Source organism: Actinoplanes palleronii, from assembly GCF_016862315.1.
Classification (GTDB): domain Bacteria; phylum Actinomycetota; class Actinomycetes; order Mycobacteriales; family Micromonosporaceae; genus Actinoplanes; species Actinoplanes palleronii.
The window spans coordinates 24,575-43,173 of the sequence record NZ_BOMS01000156.1; the positions used below are offsets into that span (position 1 = coordinate 24,575).

The following is an 18,599-nucleotide window of genomic DNA, read 5'->3' on the forward strand; positions in this document are numbered from 1 at the left end:
GCTGGTTGTCAGGGGTGTCTCAGCGTCACTGAGACACCCCTGACAACCAGCCAACCACCCGGCACCGGACCGCGATCAGCACCGGACCGGGGGTTGCACGACCAGCCAACCACCCGGCACCGGACCGCGATCAGCACCGGACCGGGGGTTGCACGACCAACCGACCACCCGGCACCGGACCGCGATCAGCACCGGACCGGGGGTTGCACGGCCGGCCGACCACCGGAAGACGGACCGCGGTCAGCGTGGGCGTTTGGGGTTGAAGCGGTGGGCGGCGGTGAGCGTACGAGTCGACCAGCGCATCGCGTCCAGCGCCGGCACGGCCAGGTCCTCCGAGCCCACCTCGCCGGCCTCGTACGCCCGGACCGCGTTCAGCACCTGGCCGAGGCGACCGGTGCCCGCGGTGAGCGCGTCCGCCACGTCCTCGGTGAGCGGCAGCTGCTCGGCCATCGCCGCGATGGTGATCCCCATCAGCCGGGTCATCCCGGTGACCAGCCCGGCCACGAACGCGGCACCCGGGTCGGCGCCGAAGCGCGCTGCCAGGTTCTCGCAGAGCCGGGCCTGGGTCAGCGCGGTGAGCAGCTGCTCCTCGGGGGCCTCGCCGACGTCGTCGACCACCATCAGGGTGGCCCAGCGGCGAATCCGGGTGAGGCCGACCAGCATGATCGCCTGGCGGACCGAGGAGATCCGGCTGACCACGCCGGCTGCGACCGAGTTGCTGACCCGCAGCACCCGCATGGCCAGGGCCGGGTCGCTCACGATGATCGAGGTGATCTTGTCGAGCGGCACGTCCGGGGACATCAGGGCGGCGACCAGTTCGAGGCGGCGCAGCCGGGACGGGGAGAGGCTGGGCGTGCTGAGCACCTGGGGACGGCTGAGGACGTACCCCTGGCGCAGCTCCATGCCGTACCGGTCGGCGATGGCGACCTCGGCCTCGGTCTCCAGCCGTTCGGCGACCAGCTGGATGCCCGGGTACTGCCGGCAGGCCGCGACGATCTCGTCGAGCCGGCTCAGGTCACCGTCCAGCAGGTCGAGCTTGACGTAGGAGGCCAGCCCGAGCAGTTGCTCGTGGCCGGAGCCCCAGACGAAGTCGTCCAAGGCGATCTTGTAGCCCGCCTCGGCCAGCGCGGTGATCCCGTCGATCACCTCGTCGTCCACCGTGACCGTCTCCAGGACCTCCAGCACCACCTGCTCCGGCCCGAACGGCAAGGGCAGCCGGCCGGTCACGAACTCGCGGGTGAGGTTGATGAAGCACGGCCGGTTGCCGGCCACCTCGGCGATCCCGAACTCGGTGAAGGCATTGATCATGACCGTACTCGTCGCATAGGTGTCCTGCCGGCCGGACGCGATGGCGTCCATGCGGCCGCGAAAAAGCAGCTCGTACGCCACGACGGCACCCTTGGCGTCAAAGATCGGCTGACGACCGACGTGCACCGCATCCATTACCGGGATTCCCACGCCGCAGCCATCGGCACCAAATCGGGCGACCTGACGAATCCCGCCCAGGAAACAATGCCGAAACGACGGGTTCCCTGGCGACGGAGCGCATGTTGGGATGAGACCGCCGTCACAGCACACCGTTCTGTAAGGGGAACCACCGGATGCTCAACCTCTCCGTCCTTCTGGAGGACAGCGCCCGCCGCTACCCGGACCGCGCCGCCGTGGTGCTCGGCCCGCAGCGCCTGACCTACGCCCAGGTGGACGCGGCGGCGAACCAGGTGGCGAACATGCTGGTGGCTCGGGGCATACAACCGGGCGACAAGGTAGCGCTCTCCTGTCCCAATCTGCCCTATTTTCCGATCGTCTACTACGGCATCCTCAAAGCCGGTGCCGTCGTGGTCCCGCTGAACGTGCTCCTCAAGGGCCGCGAGATCGCCTATCACCTCCAGGATTCCGAGGCGAAGGCGTATTTCTGCTTCCAGGGCACCCCGGAACTCCCGATGGGCGCCGAGGGGCACGCCGGCTTCGGCGGCGCCGCCGGCTGCGAGCAGTTCTTCCTGATCACCGCGGACCCGGCGGCCCCCTCGCCGATCGAGGGCGCCGAGACACTCGGTCAGGCCCTCGCCGGTCAGGGACCGGTCTTCGAGACCGTGCTGCGCGCCGAGACCGACGCCGCGGTGATCCTCTACACCAGCGGCACGACCGGGCAGGCCAAGGGCGCCGAGCTGTCCCACGCGAACCTGGTGCTGAACGCGCTGACCTGCAACCGGCTCTTCGCCTCGCAGCCGGCCACCGACACCCACCTGCTGGTGCTGCCGCTGTTCCACTCGTTCGGCTCGACGGTGAACATGAACGCCGGCTTCTCGGTGGCCGCCACCCTGGTGCTGCTGCCGCGCTTCGACGCGGACGCCGCGGTCGCGTTGTTGCAGAGCGAGAACGTGACATTCTTCGCCGGCGTCCCGACCATGTACTGGGGTCTGCTGAACACCCTGAATAAAAAGACAGGCGTCGACGTGGAACGGATCGCCGCGAACATGCGGGTGGCCGTCTCCGGCGGCTCCAGCCTGCCCGTCGAGATCATCAAGGCGGTCAAGGAGCGCTTCGGCGTGACCATCCTGGAGGGGTACGGGCTCTCCGAGACCTCGCCGGTGGCCACGTTCAGCGACCCGGGCGGTGAGCCCCGGCCCGGCTCGATCGGCATCCCGATCTGGGGCGTCGAGGTGAAGCTGATCGACGCGGAGTGGAACACGGTCGGCGGCGTCGACGAGATCGGCGAGGTCGCGATCCGCGGCCACAACATCATGAACGGGTACTACAACCGGCCCGAGGCGACCGCCGAGGTGATGCGGGACGGCTGGTTCCGCACCGGTGACCTGGCCCGCCGGGACAAGGACGGCTACTACTACATCGTCGACCGGGCCAAGGACATGATCATCCGGGGTGGCTTCAACGTCTACCCGCGGGAGATCGAGGAGGTCCTGATCACCCACGAGGCGGTCTCGCTGGCCGCGGTGATCGGCGTGCCGCACCCGAGCCACGGCGAGGAGGTCAAGGCGTTCGTGATCCTCACACCGGGCGCCACGGTCACCGAGGACGAGCTGGTCGCCTGGGGCAAGGAGCAGATGGCCTCGTACAAGTACCCCCGGATGGTGAGCATCGTGCCGTCGCTGCCGATGACCGCCACCGGCAAGCTGCTCAAGCGCGAACTCAGCTAGCCCAGGCGTAATCAAACCGGCGCCCGGCGGGATATCCGCCGGGCGCCGGCGCTTCATAGACTCAGCCCGTCCACCGCACACCGGTGATCCTTGCGCCGGTGACGCACAGTGGACGGGCAGGACCACCCCGCCGTACGGAGGCAAGCGTGACCACAGCCCTGGCGCAACGGACCCCGCCGGCCGCGCGATACACGCCACCGGCGAGCGGCGTCCTGAGCCGGGTCGGCAACCTGCGGCAGCACTCCCCCGGCCGCCTCCAGCTGATCCTCGCCGCCCTGCTCACCCTCGGCCTGCTCACCGGCCTGGTCGCCGGGCTGACCGCGCACTCCGCCTCGGCCGGCACCACCCGCCTGGCCGACCGGGCCCAGCCGCTGCTGGTCGAGGCCGAGACGATCTACTCGGCGCTGGCCGACGCGGACACCACCGCGGCGCAGGCGTTCCTGGCCGGCGGCCTGGAGCCGGTCGAGCTGACCCGGCGCTACGACGACGACCTGGCCCGCGCCGCCACGGCGCTGACCGACGCGGCCCGGCTGATCCCGGACGGCGACGACGCGGCGACCTCGGTCGAGGCGCTCGCCACCGGCCTGGCGAAGTACTCGGCGCTGGTCGCCACGGCCCGGGCCAACAACCGGCAGGGCCTGCCGATCGGCGCGTCCTACCTCTCCACCGCCTCCCAGCTGAACCGGGACACCCTGCAGCCGCAGGCGCAGGCGCTGTTCCGCAGCGCCGGCGACGAGGTCGACGCCGGGTACGACGCGGCCCGCAGCTCCTGGTGGCTGATGCTGCTGGTGGTGCTGTTCGTCGCGCTCGGCGTCGCGCTGTTCTGGAGCCAGGTCTACCTGAGCCGGGCCACCCGCCGGACGTTCAACGTCCCGCTGGTCGCCGCGACCGGCCTGATCGGGCTGCTGATCCTGACCACCGCGGTGCTGTTCACCAGCCAGCGCTCGCACCTCAGCGGCGCCGACCGGGAAGGTTCCGGCCCGGTCGCCGCGCTCGCCGAGATGCGGATCATGGTGCTCGGCGAGCGGGCCGACGAGGCGCTCACCCTGGCCGCCCGGGGCGGCTCGGACAAGGAGGCGGACTTCGACCGGACCGCCGGCGCCCTCGACTTCGGCGACGACCGGGTGGTCGGTGTCCCCGGCCTGATGATCCGGGCCGAAGAGCAGCACACCGCGTACCTGGCGGTGCACGACAAGGTGCGCGCGCTGGACGAGGGCGGCGACTACGACGGCGCGGTCAAGCTGGCCGTCGGCACCGAGGCCGGTCAGGCGTTCGGCGACCTGACCGGGACGCTGGACGAGGCGATCACCGACCGCAAGGCCGCCTTCACCACCCAGATCGAGGACGCCGGCAGCGGGCTGGACCTGCTGACCGTGCTCGGTCCCCTGCTCGCGCTCGCGGCGTGTGCGCTCGCCGCGATCGGTATCCGCGCCCGCCTGGAGGAGTACCGATGACGCGTACCCGTCTCGCCCTGATCGCCGCCGCCACCGTGACCGTGCTGGTCACCGCGGCGGGCTGCGGCGGCGACTCGTCCCCGCGCTACGACGCCACCCCGGCGCCCAGCTCCGCGACCGGCGCCGGCCCGGGTGACCCGCAGGCCGCGCCGGCCACCTCGGCACCGGCCTCCGAAGCCCCGTGCAACGCCCGGGCCAGCCTGCGCCCGTCCGGCGCGCTGCCGAAGGCCGGGAGTATGCCGGCCGGCAGCCGGATGGCCGCGATCCAGAAGCGGGGCCGGCTGATCCTCGGCACCAGCCAGGACACCCTGTTGTTCAGCTCGCGCAACCCGATCACCGGCCAGATCGAGGGATTCGACGTGGACATGGGGCGCCTCGTCGCGCAAGCCATCTTCGGCGACCCGCAGAAACTGCAGATCAAAGTCATCGGGTACGACCAGCGCGTCAACTCGGTGCTGAAGAACGACGTCGACCTGGTCGCCGACACGATGACCGCGAACTGCGCCCGGTGGAAGGACGTGAACTTCTCGTCCATCTACTTCGAGGCCGGCCAGCGTGTCCTGGTCAGCAAGAACTCGACGGCGAAGAGCGTGGAGGACCTGGGCGGCAAGAAGGTCTGCTCGGTGGCCGGGTCGACGTCGTACGACAACATCGGCAAGGTGAAGTCCAAGCCGATCGCGGTGGCCCGCACCAGCTTCGGCGACTGCCTCGTCGCGTTCCAGCAGAACGAGGTGGACGCGATCTCCACCGACGACACCATCCTGGCCGGGATGGCCGCCCAGGACCCGTACGCGAAGCTGATCGGCGACCGGTACACCGAGGAGCCGTACGGGATGGCGCTCAACCGCGACGACCCGGAGTTCACCCAGTTCGTCAACGCGGTGCTGGAGAAGGCGCGGCAGGACGGCACCTGGACCAGGACGTACGAGAAGTGGCTGGGCCGGCTCGGCCCGGCCCCGCAGCCACCGGCGGCCCAGTACCGATGACCGACCCTTCGGTAGCACCCGCCGACGCCGAACTGGCCCGCCTGGAGACGGCCGTGCACGCCATCTCCACGAACCTGGTCGACCTGGACGACAACGCCGACCGCAAGAACCTGGACACCACCACGCTGACCGGCCGGACCGCCACCGAGTGGGCCGACGCGAGCGACGCCCTCGCCACCCTCTGGGACGGCTACCGGATGCTCACCGAGTCGATCGGGCGGGCCCAGGCGCTGCGCGGTCAGCGGCGGTTAACCGACCGGGACCGGGCGGCGTTCCTGCACGAGGTGCTGGGCCGGTCGATCCTGCTGTCCACCACCGTCGTGCCGCTCGCCCAGCGCGGTCTGCTCGGCGCCGGCCAGCGGACCACCACCTGCTCGCCGGGTGAGCTGCTGGCCGCCATGGAGCAGGCGTTCGGCACCGCGGTCGACGTGGTCACCCGGGCCGGCGAGGCGTGGCAGCGGCTGCTCCCGGGCGCCGCGGACGCCGCCGCCGGCATCGACCGGGGCCGCGAGCTGTCCCGCCGGGCCGGCGCGCCGACCGCCCTGTTCGACCAGGCCGACCGGCTGCTCGGCGACCTCACCGGTTCGCTCGCCACCGACCCGCTCGGCGCCGATCCGGTGATCCTCGACCGGGTCCGGGAGCTGGTCCGCCGGGCCGACGCGGAGCGCACCTCGGCCGCCGAGCTGCGCGACTCGCTCACCCGGCGGCTGGCCGAGGCCCGCGACCGGGCCGACGAGCTGGACCGGGCCGGCCGGGCCGCCGCCGAGGCGTACGACCGGGCCGCCGGCCGGTTCCCCGGCCCGCAGATCGCCACGGTGCGCCCGGTGAACCTGCGCCCCGACCTGGCCGCCGTCGAGGCTCTGGCGGCCGCCGGGCAGTGGGCGCTGATCAGCCCGCGGCTCGCCCAGTGGTCCCGGGCGGCCCGGGAGCGGCTGGCCGCGCTGCAGACCGTCGCCGCGCACAACGACCGGTTGCTCGCCGACCGCAACGAGCTGCGGGGGCGGCTCAGCGCGTACCAGGCCAAGGCGCTGCGGCACGGGCTCGGCGAGCACCCGCGGCTCTCCCCGCTCGCCGAGCGGGCCCGGGCCCAGCTGTACTCCGCGCCGTGTGAGCTGGATCAGGCTCGCGCGGCGCTGAACGCGTACCAGGAAGCGCTCACCGCCACGATCGCGAGGGATGCCCGGTCATGAAATGCCAGCGGAACTGCCCCGGGACCATCGAGGACGGCTACTGCGACACGTGCGGGCTGGCGCCCGCCAAAGCCTCATCAACACCGACAAAAGCCGAAATTTCGGGCAGCGGCACGGGCTCCGCGGGGAGCGGCGGCACCGCAGGGAGCAGCGGCACCACGGCGAGCACCGGCACCGCGGGGAGCACCGGCACCGCGCCCAGCGCCGCCGCCGACACCGGCAAGTGCGCCCGCCAGGGCTGCGACGGCACGATCGAGGACGGCTACTGCGACACCTGCGGGCTGGCCCCGGCCGGCAAGTCCGGGGTGCCTCAGCCGCGCACGGCAACCGCCGCCAGCACCCGCTCCGGCACCCAGCACTCCTCGCGCACCACCGGGTCGCTCTCCACCCGTACCGGAGGAAGCCGTCGCGGCAGCGGCCGCACCGGATCCAGCCGCCGGTTCGGCAGCGGTCTCGTCGAGATCACCCCGATCGCCAAGGTCGACCCGTCGAGCACGCTGATGGCCGACCCGCAGGTGCCGGAGTCCAAGCGGTACTGCGCCAAGTGCAACAACCCGGTCGGCCGGTCGCACGGCGACCGACCCGGCCGCACCTCCGGGTTCTGCCCGTCCTGCGGCGAGGCCTTCAACTTCACCCCGAAACTCGTCAAGGGCGACGTGGTCGGCGGCCAGTACGAGGTGGCCGGCGCCCTGGCGCACGGCGGCCTGGGCTGGGTCTACCTCGCCGTCGACCTGCGGGTCTCGAAGCGCTGGGTGGTGCTCAAGGGCCTGCTGAACTCCGGTGACGAGGACGCCCTGGCGGCCGCGCTGGCCGAGCAGCGGTTCCTGGCCGAGGTCGAGCACCCGAACATCGTCAAGATCTACAACTTCGTCGAGCACGACGGCGCCGGCTACATCGTGATGGAGTACGTCGGCGGCAAGTCGCTCAAGGACATGCTCAAGTCCCGGATGCAGGCCAACGGCGGTGCGGCCGACCCGCTGCCGCTGGACCAGGCCCTGGAATTCGTCATCGAGATCATGCCGGCCTTCGGCTACCTGCACGAGCGTGGCCTGATCTTCTGCGACTTCAAGCCGGACAACGTGATCCAGTCCGGCGACCAGATGCGGCTGATCGACCTGGGCGGCGTGGTGCACGTCGACGACCAGGAGGCGGCGCTCTACGGCACGGTCGGCTACCAGGCGCCGGAGATGGCCACCGACGGCCCGTCGATCGCCTCCGACCTCTACACGATCGGCCGCACCCTGGCCGTGCTGACCACCGACTTCCGCGGCTACCAGAGCACGTTCAAGGAGAGCCTGCCGGACCGCGACTCGTTCGAGCTGTACAAGACGCACGAGGCGTTCTACCGGCTGCTGGACCGGGCCACCCGGCCGAACCCGCACGACCGGTTCGTCGACGCCGGCGAGATGCAGGAGCAGATGCTCGGTGTGCTGCGCCAGGTGGTCGCCGCGCAGGGCACGCCGAAGCCGGCGCCGTCCAAGGTGTTCACCGGCGAGCTGCGCACCGACCTGAAGTCGGACGCGCCGCGCTGGCAGGACCTGCCCACCCCGCTGATCGACCTGACCGACCCGGCGGCGGGCTTCCTCGCCTCGATCACCGTGACCGACCCGGCCGAGGTCCTGGCGCTGCTCAAGCACGCGCCGCAGGAGACGGTCGAGGTGCGGCTGCGGGCGATCCGGGCGCAGATCGACCTGGGCGCCCGGAGCGGCTCCTTCGGCGACGCGGTCGCGGCCCGCGACGCGTTCGTCGGCGCCGACGGCGCGGACTGGCGGCTGGCCTGGTACGACGGGCTGCTCGCGCTCGCCGGCCAGGACTGGGCGAAGGCCCGGGAACGGTTCGACGCGGTCTGGTCGGCGCTGCCCGGTGAGCTCGCGCCGCAGCTGGCGCTGGGCTTCGCCGAGGAGCTGGCCGAGCGGCAGAAGGTGGCCGCCGGCTACTACGACGTGGTCAGCCGGACCGATCCGTCGTACACCACGGCCGCGGCCGGGCTGGCCCGCTGCCGGCTGTTCGGCGGGGACCGGTCCGGGGCGGTGGAGGCGTACCAGCGGGTGCCGGGCACCTCGTCGGCGTACGCGATCTCGCAGGTCGGCGCGGTCCGGGCGCTGGTCCGCCCGCACCCGTCGGCACTCGTCGACATCAAGGCGCTGACCGACGCGGCGGCGCTCATCGAACGGCTCGAGGTGGAACGGGCGCAACTCGCCGAATTGCGGGCTGAGCTGCTGGAACAGGCGCTAACCTCGCTCCGCGGCGGCTCCCGGATCCCGGCCGCGGTGCTCGGCGGGCCACGGACCGGGGACACCGGGGAGAAGGACGTCCGGTTCGCGCTGGAGGATGCGTACCGGGAAATGGCCCGCGCCGCGCACGGACCGGAGAAGATCCGGCTGGTCGATCTGGCCAACGCGGCGCGGCCGCGCACCCGCACCTAGTGAAGGCTCCCCTGGACAAGGCACCACCTGCGAGAGAAGGCAAGTTGATTCTGACCGAGTGCGACTCGTGCGCCGAGGGGCGTGCCTCCGGCGCCGCGTTCTGCGAGGCGTGCGGGCGCCGGCTGACCGACGCCGCCGGCTCCGCCGACGTTTCCCCCACGGCGGACGGTTCGCTGTCCGGTGCCGGTCCGGCTTCCGGCGAGGCCGATGCCCTTTCCGGTACGGCGGGAAGCGCGGCCGCCGCGAGTCCCGCCGCGGGTGCGGCACCGGCCCGGGGCGGCCGGGACTGCCCGCACTGCGGAACGCCCGGCGCGGTCGGCCCCGAGGGGTACTGCGACGAGTGCGGCATGCTCGCCGGGCGCCCCCGCGACCACACCGAGGCGGACGGCGACGCGGTGGCGGCCGCGGTCAGCGATCGTGGACGGCGGCACCACCGCAACGAGGACGCCATGTGGCTGGCGGTCGGCGCGGAAGCGGCCGACGTGGTGGTCTGCGACGGCGTCTCGTCGTCGTTCGACCCGGACGTGGCCTCCGAGGTGGCCGCGAAGGCCGCCGGCGAACTGCTCGCCCGCGCCCAGCACCCGGACCGGGCCCCCGCCCAGGCCGGTGCGACCGAGGCGCCCGGTGACGAGGCCGCGACCGACGCCGGTGACCCGGACGTCACGCAGCCGCCCGGGGCGGAGCCCGCGCTGCCGATCGCCGAGGTGGTCGGGCTGGCCATCCAGGGCGCCGGCGAGGCGGTCGCCGCGCTGGTCGGCACGGGTGACCCGCGCCGCCAGGCGTCCAACCCGGCCTGCACGATCGTGGCCGCCGCGGTGCGCGGGCCGCACGTCGGCTTCGGCTGGGTCGGCGACAGCCGGATCTACTGGGTGAGCCCGGAGGGCCCGGCCGAGCAGCTCACCGAGGACGACTCGTGGGCCCGGCACGTGATCGCGATGGGTGCCGACCCCCGGGTCGCGATGAACGACCCGAAGGCGCACGCGATCACCGCCTGGCTGGGCGCGGACGCCGGCCGGATCACGCCGCGGGTCGGCGCGTTCACCGCCCGCGTCGACGGTCACCTGGTGCTCTGCAGCGACGGGCTGTGGAACTACCTGGCCGACCCGGCCGACTTCGGCGACGCGGTGCGCTCCGCGCTGCGGGTCGCCACCGGGCCTCGCCCGCTGCTCGAGGCCGCTCGGGCGCTCGTGGCGTACGCAAACTCCGCCGGAGGCGCGGACAACATCACCGTGGCCCTCGTGCCCGTATCCCCGGAAATCCAGGCGGAAGCCGAAGGCGACGCCGAGACGAACGACAGCGGCGAAGCCGGCAAAAGCGACATCGAGCCCAGCGAAGCATAAGGAGTAATTCGTGTCCTACAGCGCCGAGGCTTTCCAGAACGAGTACCTCGCGATGGGTGCGAGCGAGGTGAACGCGATCGTCACCGTCACCTCCTCCGGCGGCGACGGCGGCGGCCGCCGAGCCGTCGGGGCGACCGAGGTCATCATCGTCGACGCGTCCGGGTCGATGCAGGCCGAGGGCCGGATGCTCGCCGCCCGGCAGGCCGCCAAGGCCGCGGTGAACTGCATCGACGACGGCGTGCGGTTCGCCATCATCGCCGGGGTCAGCACCGCGCAGCAGCTGTTCCCGGACCCCGGGCAGCTGGCCGTGTCGAGCCCGCAGACCCGGGCCGACGCGATCCGCGCGATCGACCGGCTGCAGGCCAGCGGCGGCACCGCGATGGGTGCCTGGCTGCTGCTCGCCGCCCAGCTCTTCGAGCAGCGCCCCGGCGACATCAAGCACGCCATCCTGCTCACCGACGGTGACAACGGCGAACGGTACGGCTACCTCGAGGGCATCCTCGAGCAGATCGCCGGAAAGTTCATCTGCGACTGCCGGGGCGTCGGGACGAACTGGAAGGTCTCCGAGCTCCGCAAGATCGCCACGGCGATGCTGGGCACCGTCGACATCGTCGCCCGGCCGGAGGGCCTGACCGCCTCGTTCGAGCAGATGATCACCGGCGCGATGGGCAAGACCGCCGCGGACGTGCAGCTCAAGGTGTGGACCCCGGTCAACGCCACGGTCCGCTTCGTCAAGCAGGTCGAGCCACAGGTGATGGACCTGACCGGCAAGCGGGTCCAGGACGGCCCGCGCGCCGGGCGCTACCCGCTCGGCTCCTGGGGCCAGGAGAGCCGCGACTACCACGTCTGCATCGACGTGCCGGCCGGCAGCTCCGGCGACGAGATGCTGGCCGCCCGGATCTCGGTGGTCGAGGACGACACCGTGCACGCGCAGTCACTGGTCCGGGCGGTGTGGACCGAGGACACCGCGCTCTCCACCCGGATCAACCGGCAGGTCGCGCACTACACCGGGCAGGCCGAGCTGGCCGAGGTGATCCAGGAGGGCATCGTGGCCCGGGACGCCGGCGACGAGCGGACCGCGACCATCAAGTTCGGCCGGGCCGCGCAGCTCGCCCACGAGAGCGGCAACACCGCGACCGAGGACCTGCTGGCCAAGGTGGTCGAGATCGAGGACGCGGCGACCGGGACGGTCCGGCTTCGGCGCAAGGTCAACGTCGCGGACGAGATGGCCCTGGACACCCAGAGCACCAAGACGGTCCGCGTCGGGCGGTCGCAGTGAGTTCGTTCACCTGCCCGAACGGGCACGCCTCGACGGAGGCGGACTACTGCGACACGTGCGGGGCGAAGATCGGCGGTTCGGTCGCTCCTTCCTCGCCGGCCTCCGTTTCACCCGATTCGACCGTTTCGCCTGGTTCACCTGCTTCGACTGGTTCGACTGGTTCGCCCGGGGAGGAATGCCCTAATTGTGGCACGCACCGGGCCGGGTCGGCGCGGTTCTGTGAGGACTGCGGATACGACCACACCACCGGGAAGCTGCCGCAGCTCACCGAGGTGCTGCCGGAGCCGGTGGCGCCCGGGCAGTGGACCGCGACGATGTTCGCCGACGCGGAGTACTTCGCGCTGAACGTGGCCGACGGCGTCACGTTCCCGGCCGATTCCGGCGAGCGGCTCGTCACGCTCGTGCCGCCGCAGGTGCGGATCGGGCGGGCGAGCTCGGCGAAGGGCACCACACCGGAGATCGACCTGGCCGATTCGGATCCGGGGGCGTCGCACAACCACGCGCTGCTCACCCTGAACATCGACGGGGTGTGGCTGGTGACCGACCTGGGTTCGACGAACGGGACGTACATCAACGACGACGAGCAGCCGCTGACGGCGGGGCAGTCGCGGGCGCTGAAGGACGGCGACCAGGTGCACGTCGGGATCTGGACGACGCTGACGATGCACGCGCCGTAGTTCTTGCTGTTCCGGGCCTTTTGTCCCGACCCTTTGTCCGGGCCTTTGTCCGGGCCGGCCTTCTCGGCCGGCCCGGGGGTCCGTTTCTGGTCAGCCGACCCAGGCGTAGGCGGACGGGGCCACCGTCGCCGCAGTGGCGAAGCTGCGGTTGACGGTCGCCGCCTCGGTGGCGTTCGGGTTCGGGTTCGTGCAGCTCACCGGCGCGCTGCTGCCGGACATCAGGTCGGCGCAGAGCCCGGTCCGGCGGTCCGGCAGGCCGAGGATGTGGCCGAACTCGTGCGCGGCGATCCGCGGCTTGTAGTACCCGTCGTTCACCGCTTCCCGGCCCATGTACCAGTAGCCGTTACCGAGCGACGTGGTGTAGGTACGCGGCCAGCCGTTGTCGGCGTACACCCGGATGTTCGGGGTGCGCCCGGCGGTCACCGGTTCGAGGCGGACGTTGGTGACCCGGGCGTTCCAGATCTGCGCGCCCTGGTTCACCACCGCGATGAACTCCTGCGCCTGGCTGGCGTCGTAGTAGAGCACCTTGACCGCGGCCTGCGCCGGCGTGGCCCCGGCCAGCTGCACGCCGGCCAGCGCGAACACGGCGACCAGGGCGGCGGCGACTCTTCGCAACAGCATCGATGTCTCCTTCAGGGGGATTGAGGGATGTGTCGACACTACGATCGACACTGATGGATATCGATGCATTCGCCCATACCAGTCCGCACCTGAGTGGCACGTGATGTCCGCCGCTGCGCGATCCTGTGCGGATGGTGTTCCCTTGTCCCGTGTCGGAGTTCGGGAGCAGGTTGCGGGAGCTGCGGCACGCCGCCGGGTTGACCATGGAGCAGCTCGCCGAGGCGTCCGGGGTGAGCGCCCGCGCGATCAGCGACATGGAACGCGGGCACAGCCGGGCGCCGCAGACCCGTACCCTCGCTGCCCTCGCTCGCGGCCTCGGTCTGGAACCGGAACAGCTCGGTGAGCTGGAGGGCGAAGCCCGACAGCAGCGGTCGCAGGCCGGCGGGCGACCCCGGCTCTGCGAACTCCCCCGGGCGATCAGCGACTTCGTCGGGCGCGCCGACGAGCTGGACCGGATGCGCCGGCACGCGCTCGCCGGTCTCGGCCCGGCGCCGGTCGCGGTGGTGCACGGGCAGCCCGGCCTCGGCAAGACCGCCCTCGCGGTCCGCCTCGCCGACCAGCTCCGCGACCGCTATCCGGGCGGGCTGCTCTACCTCGACATGCGGGGCACCGACGCGGAGCCGGTAGCCACCGGTGACGCGCTGCTCCGGCTGCTGCGCGCCCTCGAGGTCGGCTCCCGGCGGATCGCCGAGACCGACGACGAACGCTCCAGCCAGCTGCGCGCGGTCCTGCGCGACCGGCGCTGCCTGCTGGTGCTGGACAACGCCGGCAGCGAGGCCCAGGTCCGGCCGCTGCTGCCCAGCGAGGGCGAGTCCCTGGCCGTGGTGACCAGCCGCCGGGTGCTCGGCGGGCTGGAAGGGGTGGAGCGGATCGCGCTGACCCCGCTCGCACCGCACGAGTCGGCCGCGCTGCTGCGGGCGATCGCGGTGCAGGCCGCCGACCCGCGGGCCGCCGCCGAGGTGGAGGCGGTCGCCCGGTACTGCGGGCATCTGCCGCTCGCGCTGCGGATCGCCGGCACCCGGCTGGCCACCCGCCCGGCCTGGACCGTCGAGCACCTGGTGACCCGGCTCGCCGACGCCGACCGGAGGCTGGCCAACCTGTCCACCGGTGACATCGGGGTGGCCACCGCGTTCGCGCTGTCGCACGCCCAGCTCGGCAAACCGGCCCGGGAGCTGTTCCGGCGGCTCGCGCACGTGCCCGGGGTGGACTTCGCGGCCACCCTCGCGTCGGTGCTCACCGGCGCCCACCTCGACGACGCCCCCGACGGCCTGGACGAGCTGGTCGACCTGGGTCTGCTGCAGCCGTCCGGTCCGGACCGCTACCGGTTCCACGACCTGATCCGGCTCTTCGCCGGGGAACGGCTGCGCAACGAGGAGCCGCCCGGCACCCGGGCGGCCACCGCGAAACGGATGTCCGACTGGCTGCTGACCACGGCGATCGTCGCGGGCCGCTGGTTCGAGCCCGGGTACGGCAGCCTGCCGGACGGCTGGACCGGACTGGTCGCGCCGGCCGGCGAGGAGGAGGCGGACGCCTGGCTGCAGGCCGAACGCGCCAACTGGCTCGGCGCGCTCCGGTCCGCCTCCCGCGGCGGGCAGTACCAGCTGGTCGTGGACGTCGCCGAGGCGATGCACTGGTACTCCGACAAGTACGTCCGCTCCGGCTACTGGTACGAGGTGTACGGCCTGTCCCGGGCGGCCGCCGCCCAGCTCCCGGACCGGCGGCAGGAGGTCACCCACGTCAACTACTTCTCCTGGGCGGCCACCCACTGCCGGGGCCGGCCGGACGAGGGCGCCGAGATCGCGCTGGACGCCCACCGGGTCGCGGTCGAACTGGGTGACGTCAAGGAACAGGCCTGGGCGCTGCGCTACGCGGGCGACGCCTGGCGGCACGCCGGTGACGACGAACGGGGGCTCGCCGCCTGCCGCGAGGCGCTCCGGCTCTTCGACGTCGCCGGCGACCACGACGGGTACGTCCAGGCCCAGCTCGGCGTCGCCCGCGGGATCAGCAACCTGGGCCGGTACCACGAGGCGATCACCGAGTGTTTCGCCGTGCTGGAGCAGATCGAGCTCCGGCCGGTCGCCGCCCGGCCCGCACTGAGCGCGCGGGTCTGCGCGCACACCATCGCCACCGAGGCACTGGCCGAATCGGGCCGCTGGGCGGAGGCGCTCGGTGAGGCCGAGCTGGCCCTGCCGTTCGCGGCCGAGTACGGCTACGCGGGCTACCTGGGCGAGCTGCACCTGACGATCGGGCGGGCCCGGATGGCGCTCGGCCGGCGCGACGAGGCCCGCCCGTCCCTGCGGATCGCCGTGGAGCTGCTGATCGAGAAGCGGTACCGGGGGCGGAGCGAACTGGCCCAGCGTTCGCTGGCCGAGCTCGGCTGACGATCCGCACGCAGAAGTTCTGCATATCGTTCTGCATGGTTCAACGGCGCATGGGTTGATTACATGGGAGTACGGCGCCGACCGGCGCTCGCCACGAAAGGATCCCCATGAGCTACGTGACCACCTCGGACGGCACGAACATCTACTTCAAGGACTGGGGCACCGGTCGCCCGGTCGTGCTCAGCCACGGCTGGCCGCTCAACGCGGACAGCTGGGAGGCGCAGCAGCTGTTCCTGGCGCAGAACGGCTACCGGGTGATCGCGCACGACCGTCGGGGCCACGGCCGGTCGGACCAGACCTGGACCGGCAACGAGATGGACACCTACGCCGCCGACCTGGCCTCCGTCATCGACCACCTGGACCTGCAGGAAGTCACCCTGATCGGCTTCTCCACCGGTGGTGGCGAGATCTCCCGCTACATCGGCAACTACGGCACCGCGCGGGTCGCGCAGGCCGTGCTGGTCTCGTCGGTGCCCCCGCTGATGCTGAAGACCGAGGACAACCCGGGCGGCCTGCCGATCGAGGTGTTCGACGGCATCCGCGAGAGTTCGCTCAAGGACCGCGGCCAGCTGTACCAGGACTTCGCCGCCGGCCCGTTCTTCGGCGCCAACCACGGCATCGAGATCTCGCAGGCCGCGAAGGACTCGTTCTGGCTGCAGGGCATGTCCGGCGGGCACCACAACACGTACGAGAGCATCGCCGCGTTCTCGGCCACCGACTTCCGCGGTGACCTGGCCAAGTTCGACGTCCCGACCCTGGTCATCCACGGCGACGACGACCAGGTCGTGCCGTTCGAGGTGGGCGGCAAGGCGTCCGCCGCGCTGATCAAGGGCGCCGAGCTGAAGGTGTACGCGGGTGCCCCGCACGGCATCACCGACACGCACAAGGTGCAGCTCGGCGAGGACCTGCTGGCGTTCCTGAACACGTACGGCGCCTGATTTTATCGGAGTGCGGGGATGCCTGGCTGCGACTAGGCTTCCCCGCACTTCCGTTTCCGCCCGCTTGCGGGCGGGCTCGTCCTCCCGCCTCGTCGCGGGGCTCGTCCTCCCGCCTCGTCGCGGGGCTCGTCCTCCCGCCTCGTCGCGGGTTCGTTCTTAGATGAAGGAGTGAGCATGCGCCTCCACATGGACACGGCCGCCGCTTCGCCGCGGGAGCGCGCCGTCCGCTAGACGCCGTCCGGCGCCGCCTCCTCGCCGCGAGCGGTCCTCACCGACCGTTCATCCTTGGCTCGAGGAGCACTTTTGCCTGCCCTGCCACGCCCGCGCCTCGGCGCGGGTTTCGCACGTCTCTGGACCGCCACGGCGGTCTCCAACCTGGGCGACGGGGTCACCATGGTGGCCGGCCCGCTGTTGCTCGCCACGCTCAGCGACAATCCCGCGCTGATCGCCGGCGGCGCCTTCGCCGCGCAACTCCCCTGGTTGCTGTTTTCCCTGTTCAGCGGCGCATTCGTGGACCGCCTGGATCGCCACCGCCTGCTCGTCACGGTCAACCTGCTCCGCGGCGCGATCCTCACGGTGGTGGCCCTGGCGGTGGCCACCGGCACCGCCTCGGTCCCGCTGGTCTACGCCTCCTGGTTCCTCCTGGGCATCGGCGAAACCCTGGCCGACACCGCCTACGGCGCCCTGCTCCCCTCGGTCGTCCCACCGGAGAACCTGGAACGCGCCAACGCCCGCCTCAGCGCCACCTTCACCGTCGCCAACCAGTTCGCCGCGAAACCTCTCGGCGCCTGGCTCTACGGCACCGCCGCGGCAATCCCGTTCGGCCTGGACGCCGTCAGCTTCCTGGCCGCGGCCGCCCTGATCGCCACCCTGCCGACCCACCACCTCTCCGCCCCACCACCGAACCCGTCCACGCCACCGAACCCGTCCACGCCACCGAACCCGGAGCGCTACCAGCCCGCAGACCACAAACCCGCCGCGCCAAGCCCGGAGCGCGGTCTGCGGGCGGACATCGCCGAGGGCCTGCGCTGGCTCTGGCAGCATCGCCTGCTGCGGGTCCTCGCCCTGGCGATGGGCGTCGCGAACGTCGCCTTCTGCGCGGCCTTCGCGGTCTTCGTGCTCTATGCCCGGGACCGCCTCGGCCTGTCCGACATCGGCTACGGCTTCCTCCTCACCACGTTCGCGGTCGGTGGCCTGGCCGGCGCCGGTCTCGCGACCCGGCTGTCCCACCGTTTCGGGACCGCTACCGTCCTGCGCGCCGGCCTGATCGTCGAGGCGCTCACCCACCTGACCCTGGCGATCACCACGAACCCCCTGGTAGCAGGCGGCGCCATCGTGATCTTCGGAGTGCACACGACGGTGTGGGGCGTACTGGCCTCATCGATCCGGCAGCGCATCGTGCCGGACCGCCTGCGAGGCCGAGTCGGCAGCGTCCACGCCCTGCTGGAAACCGGCGGCGCGGCCCTCGGCTGGCTGCTCGGGGCGGTGCTGACCCAGTTCTGGGGAATCACCACACCGTTCTGGCTCGCAGCATCCGCAATGGTCGCGGTAGCCATCGCAGCCTGGCACCCACTAGCCGCCGCCACCCCCCGATCCCCGCACAAAACCAGCCTCCCCGACCCCGGCCCACCGCCGATCCCAGCCCATGATCCCGGCCCGTGATCCCGGCCCGTGATTCCGGCCCTCGAATCTGACCACCTCCCCAAGTCCAGCCACCCACGGTCTCTAACACGTCCCTGACATCCGCAAACTCTGATCTCAACACGTTCCTGACCGTCAAGCCCACCGCTGCCCCGGCGCATCCTCCGCGACCCAATGCACCTCTAACCTCCAATGCGCCCCTGGTTTCAGCGCACCCCCGAAGCCAGGGGCCCATTCCTGTCCTCCAACTCGCCTCCAACCCTCGCGCCGCTCCAATCCCGGAGCACCCTGGACCCGGCCCACCCCCGGACCCAACGCACCTCCGAACCCGACGCCCTCCGAACCCGATCGCCCTCTGAACCCGACGCCCTCCGGACCCGGTGCCCTCCGGACCCGGTGCCCTCCGGACCCTGCGCACCTCCGAACCCGACGCCCTCCGGACCCGACGCAGCCCTGCCCCCTGGCCCGCTCAGAACCCGACGCCGCTCGAGATCCAGCCCACCTTTAGCCC

At 72.0% G+C, this 18,599-nt stretch carries 12 protein-coding genes and 1 pseudogene; 11 read left to right on the forward strand and 2 right to left on the reverse strand.

Annotated features, from left to right (window positions below):
- Positions 1-240: 240 nt before the first annotated feature.
- Positions 241-1,389 (reverse strand): EAL and HDOD domain-containing protein, encoded by a 1,149-nt coding sequence (locus tag Apa02nite_RS43940; RefSeq protein ID WP_239164979.1) that lies wholly within the window; start codon positions 1,387-1,389, stop codon positions 241-243.
- Positions 1,390-1,601: 212 nt separating this feature from the next.
- Here Apa02nite_RS43940 and Apa02nite_RS43945 point away from each other — a divergent pair, with 212 nt between their 5' ends.
- From Apa02nite_RS43945 to Apa02nite_RS51620, 8 genes are all read left to right on the forward strand, one after another.
- Entirely contained in the window at positions 1,602-3,155 is a 1,554-nt protein-coding gene (locus Apa02nite_RS43945) for a long-chain-fatty-acid--CoA ligase (protein WP_203830414.1), read from the forward strand.
- A gap of 146 nt (positions 3,156-3,301) precedes the next feature.
- Positions 3,302-4,609: a GlnX family signal transduction membrane protein gene (locus tag Apa02nite_RS43950; protein WP_203830415.1), complete on the forward strand. Its 1,308-nt coding sequence runs from the start codon at positions 3,302-3,304 to the stop codon at positions 4,607-4,609.
- Complete coding sequence (locus Apa02nite_RS43955; protein ID WP_203830416.1) at positions 4,606-5,595, forward strand: glutamate ABC transporter substrate-binding protein; 990 nt, start codon at positions 4,606-4,608, stop codon at positions 5,593-5,595. Before Apa02nite_RS43950 ends, Apa02nite_RS43955 begins: the two co-directional genes overlap by 4 nt.
- Entirely contained in the window at positions 5,592-6,785 is a 1,194-nt protein-coding gene (locus tag Apa02nite_RS43960; protein ID WP_203830417.1) for a hypothetical protein, read from the forward strand. Before Apa02nite_RS43955 ends, Apa02nite_RS43960 begins: the two co-directional genes overlap by 4 nt.
- A complete protein-coding gene (locus Apa02nite_RS43965; protein WP_239164980.1) occupies positions 6,782-9,211 on the forward strand; it encodes a serine/threonine-protein kinase in 2,430 nt (809 codons plus the stop codon). The genes Apa02nite_RS43960 and Apa02nite_RS43965 overlap by 4 nt, the downstream gene beginning before the upstream one ends.
- A gap of 44 nt (positions 9,212-9,255) precedes the next feature.
- A complete protein-coding gene (locus Apa02nite_RS43970; protein ID WP_203830418.1) occupies positions 9,256-10,551 on the forward strand; it encodes a PP2C family protein-serine/threonine phosphatase in 1,296 nt (431 codons plus the stop codon).
- Between the two features lie 10 nt (positions 10,552-10,561).
- Positions 10,562-11,830, forward strand: a complete 1,269-nt coding sequence (locus tag Apa02nite_RS43975; protein ID WP_067699437.1) for a vWA domain-containing protein — start codon at positions 10,562-10,564, stop codon at positions 11,828-11,830.
- Between the two features lie 272 nt (positions 11,831-12,102).
- The gene (locus Apa02nite_RS51620; RefSeq protein ID WP_239164981.1) at positions 12,103-12,507 is read left to right on the forward strand and encodes an FHA domain-containing protein; all 405 of its coding nucleotides are present in this window, start codon (positions 12,103-12,105) and stop codon (positions 12,505-12,507) included.
- Between the two features lie 90 nt (positions 12,508-12,597).
- Here the strand turns inward: Apa02nite_RS51620 and Apa02nite_RS43985 are convergent, their stop codons facing one another.
- On the reverse strand, positions 12,598-13,128 hold the full coding sequence (locus Apa02nite_RS43985) for a snapalysin family zinc-dependent metalloprotease (protein WP_203830420.1): 531 nt from the start codon (positions 13,126-13,128) through the stop codon (positions 12,598-12,600).
- Positions 13,129-13,277: 149 nt separating this feature from the next.
- On the opposite strand from Apa02nite_RS43985, the gene Apa02nite_RS43990 reads away from it, so the two are divergent.
- The 3 genes and pseudogenes from Apa02nite_RS43990 (at position 13,278) to Apa02nite_RS44000 (ending at position 18,109) form a co-directional block, all read left to right on the forward strand.
- Positions 13,278-15,509, forward strand: coding sequence for an ATP-binding protein (locus Apa02nite_RS43990; RefSeq protein WP_203830421.1), 2,232 nt, complete (start codon positions 13,278-13,280; stop codon positions 15,507-15,509).
- Positions 15,510-15,583: 74 nt separating this feature from the next.
- Positions 15,584-16,447: pseudogene (locus Apa02nite_RS43995) on the forward strand (alpha/beta fold hydrolase); the annotation flags it as partial.
- Positions 16,448-16,750: 303 nt separating this feature from the next.
- A complete protein-coding gene (locus Apa02nite_RS44000) occupies positions 16,751-18,109 on the forward strand; it encodes an MFS transporter (RefSeq protein ID WP_203830423.1) in 1,359 nt (452 codons plus the stop codon).
- Positions 18,110-18,599: the final 490 nt, after the last annotated feature.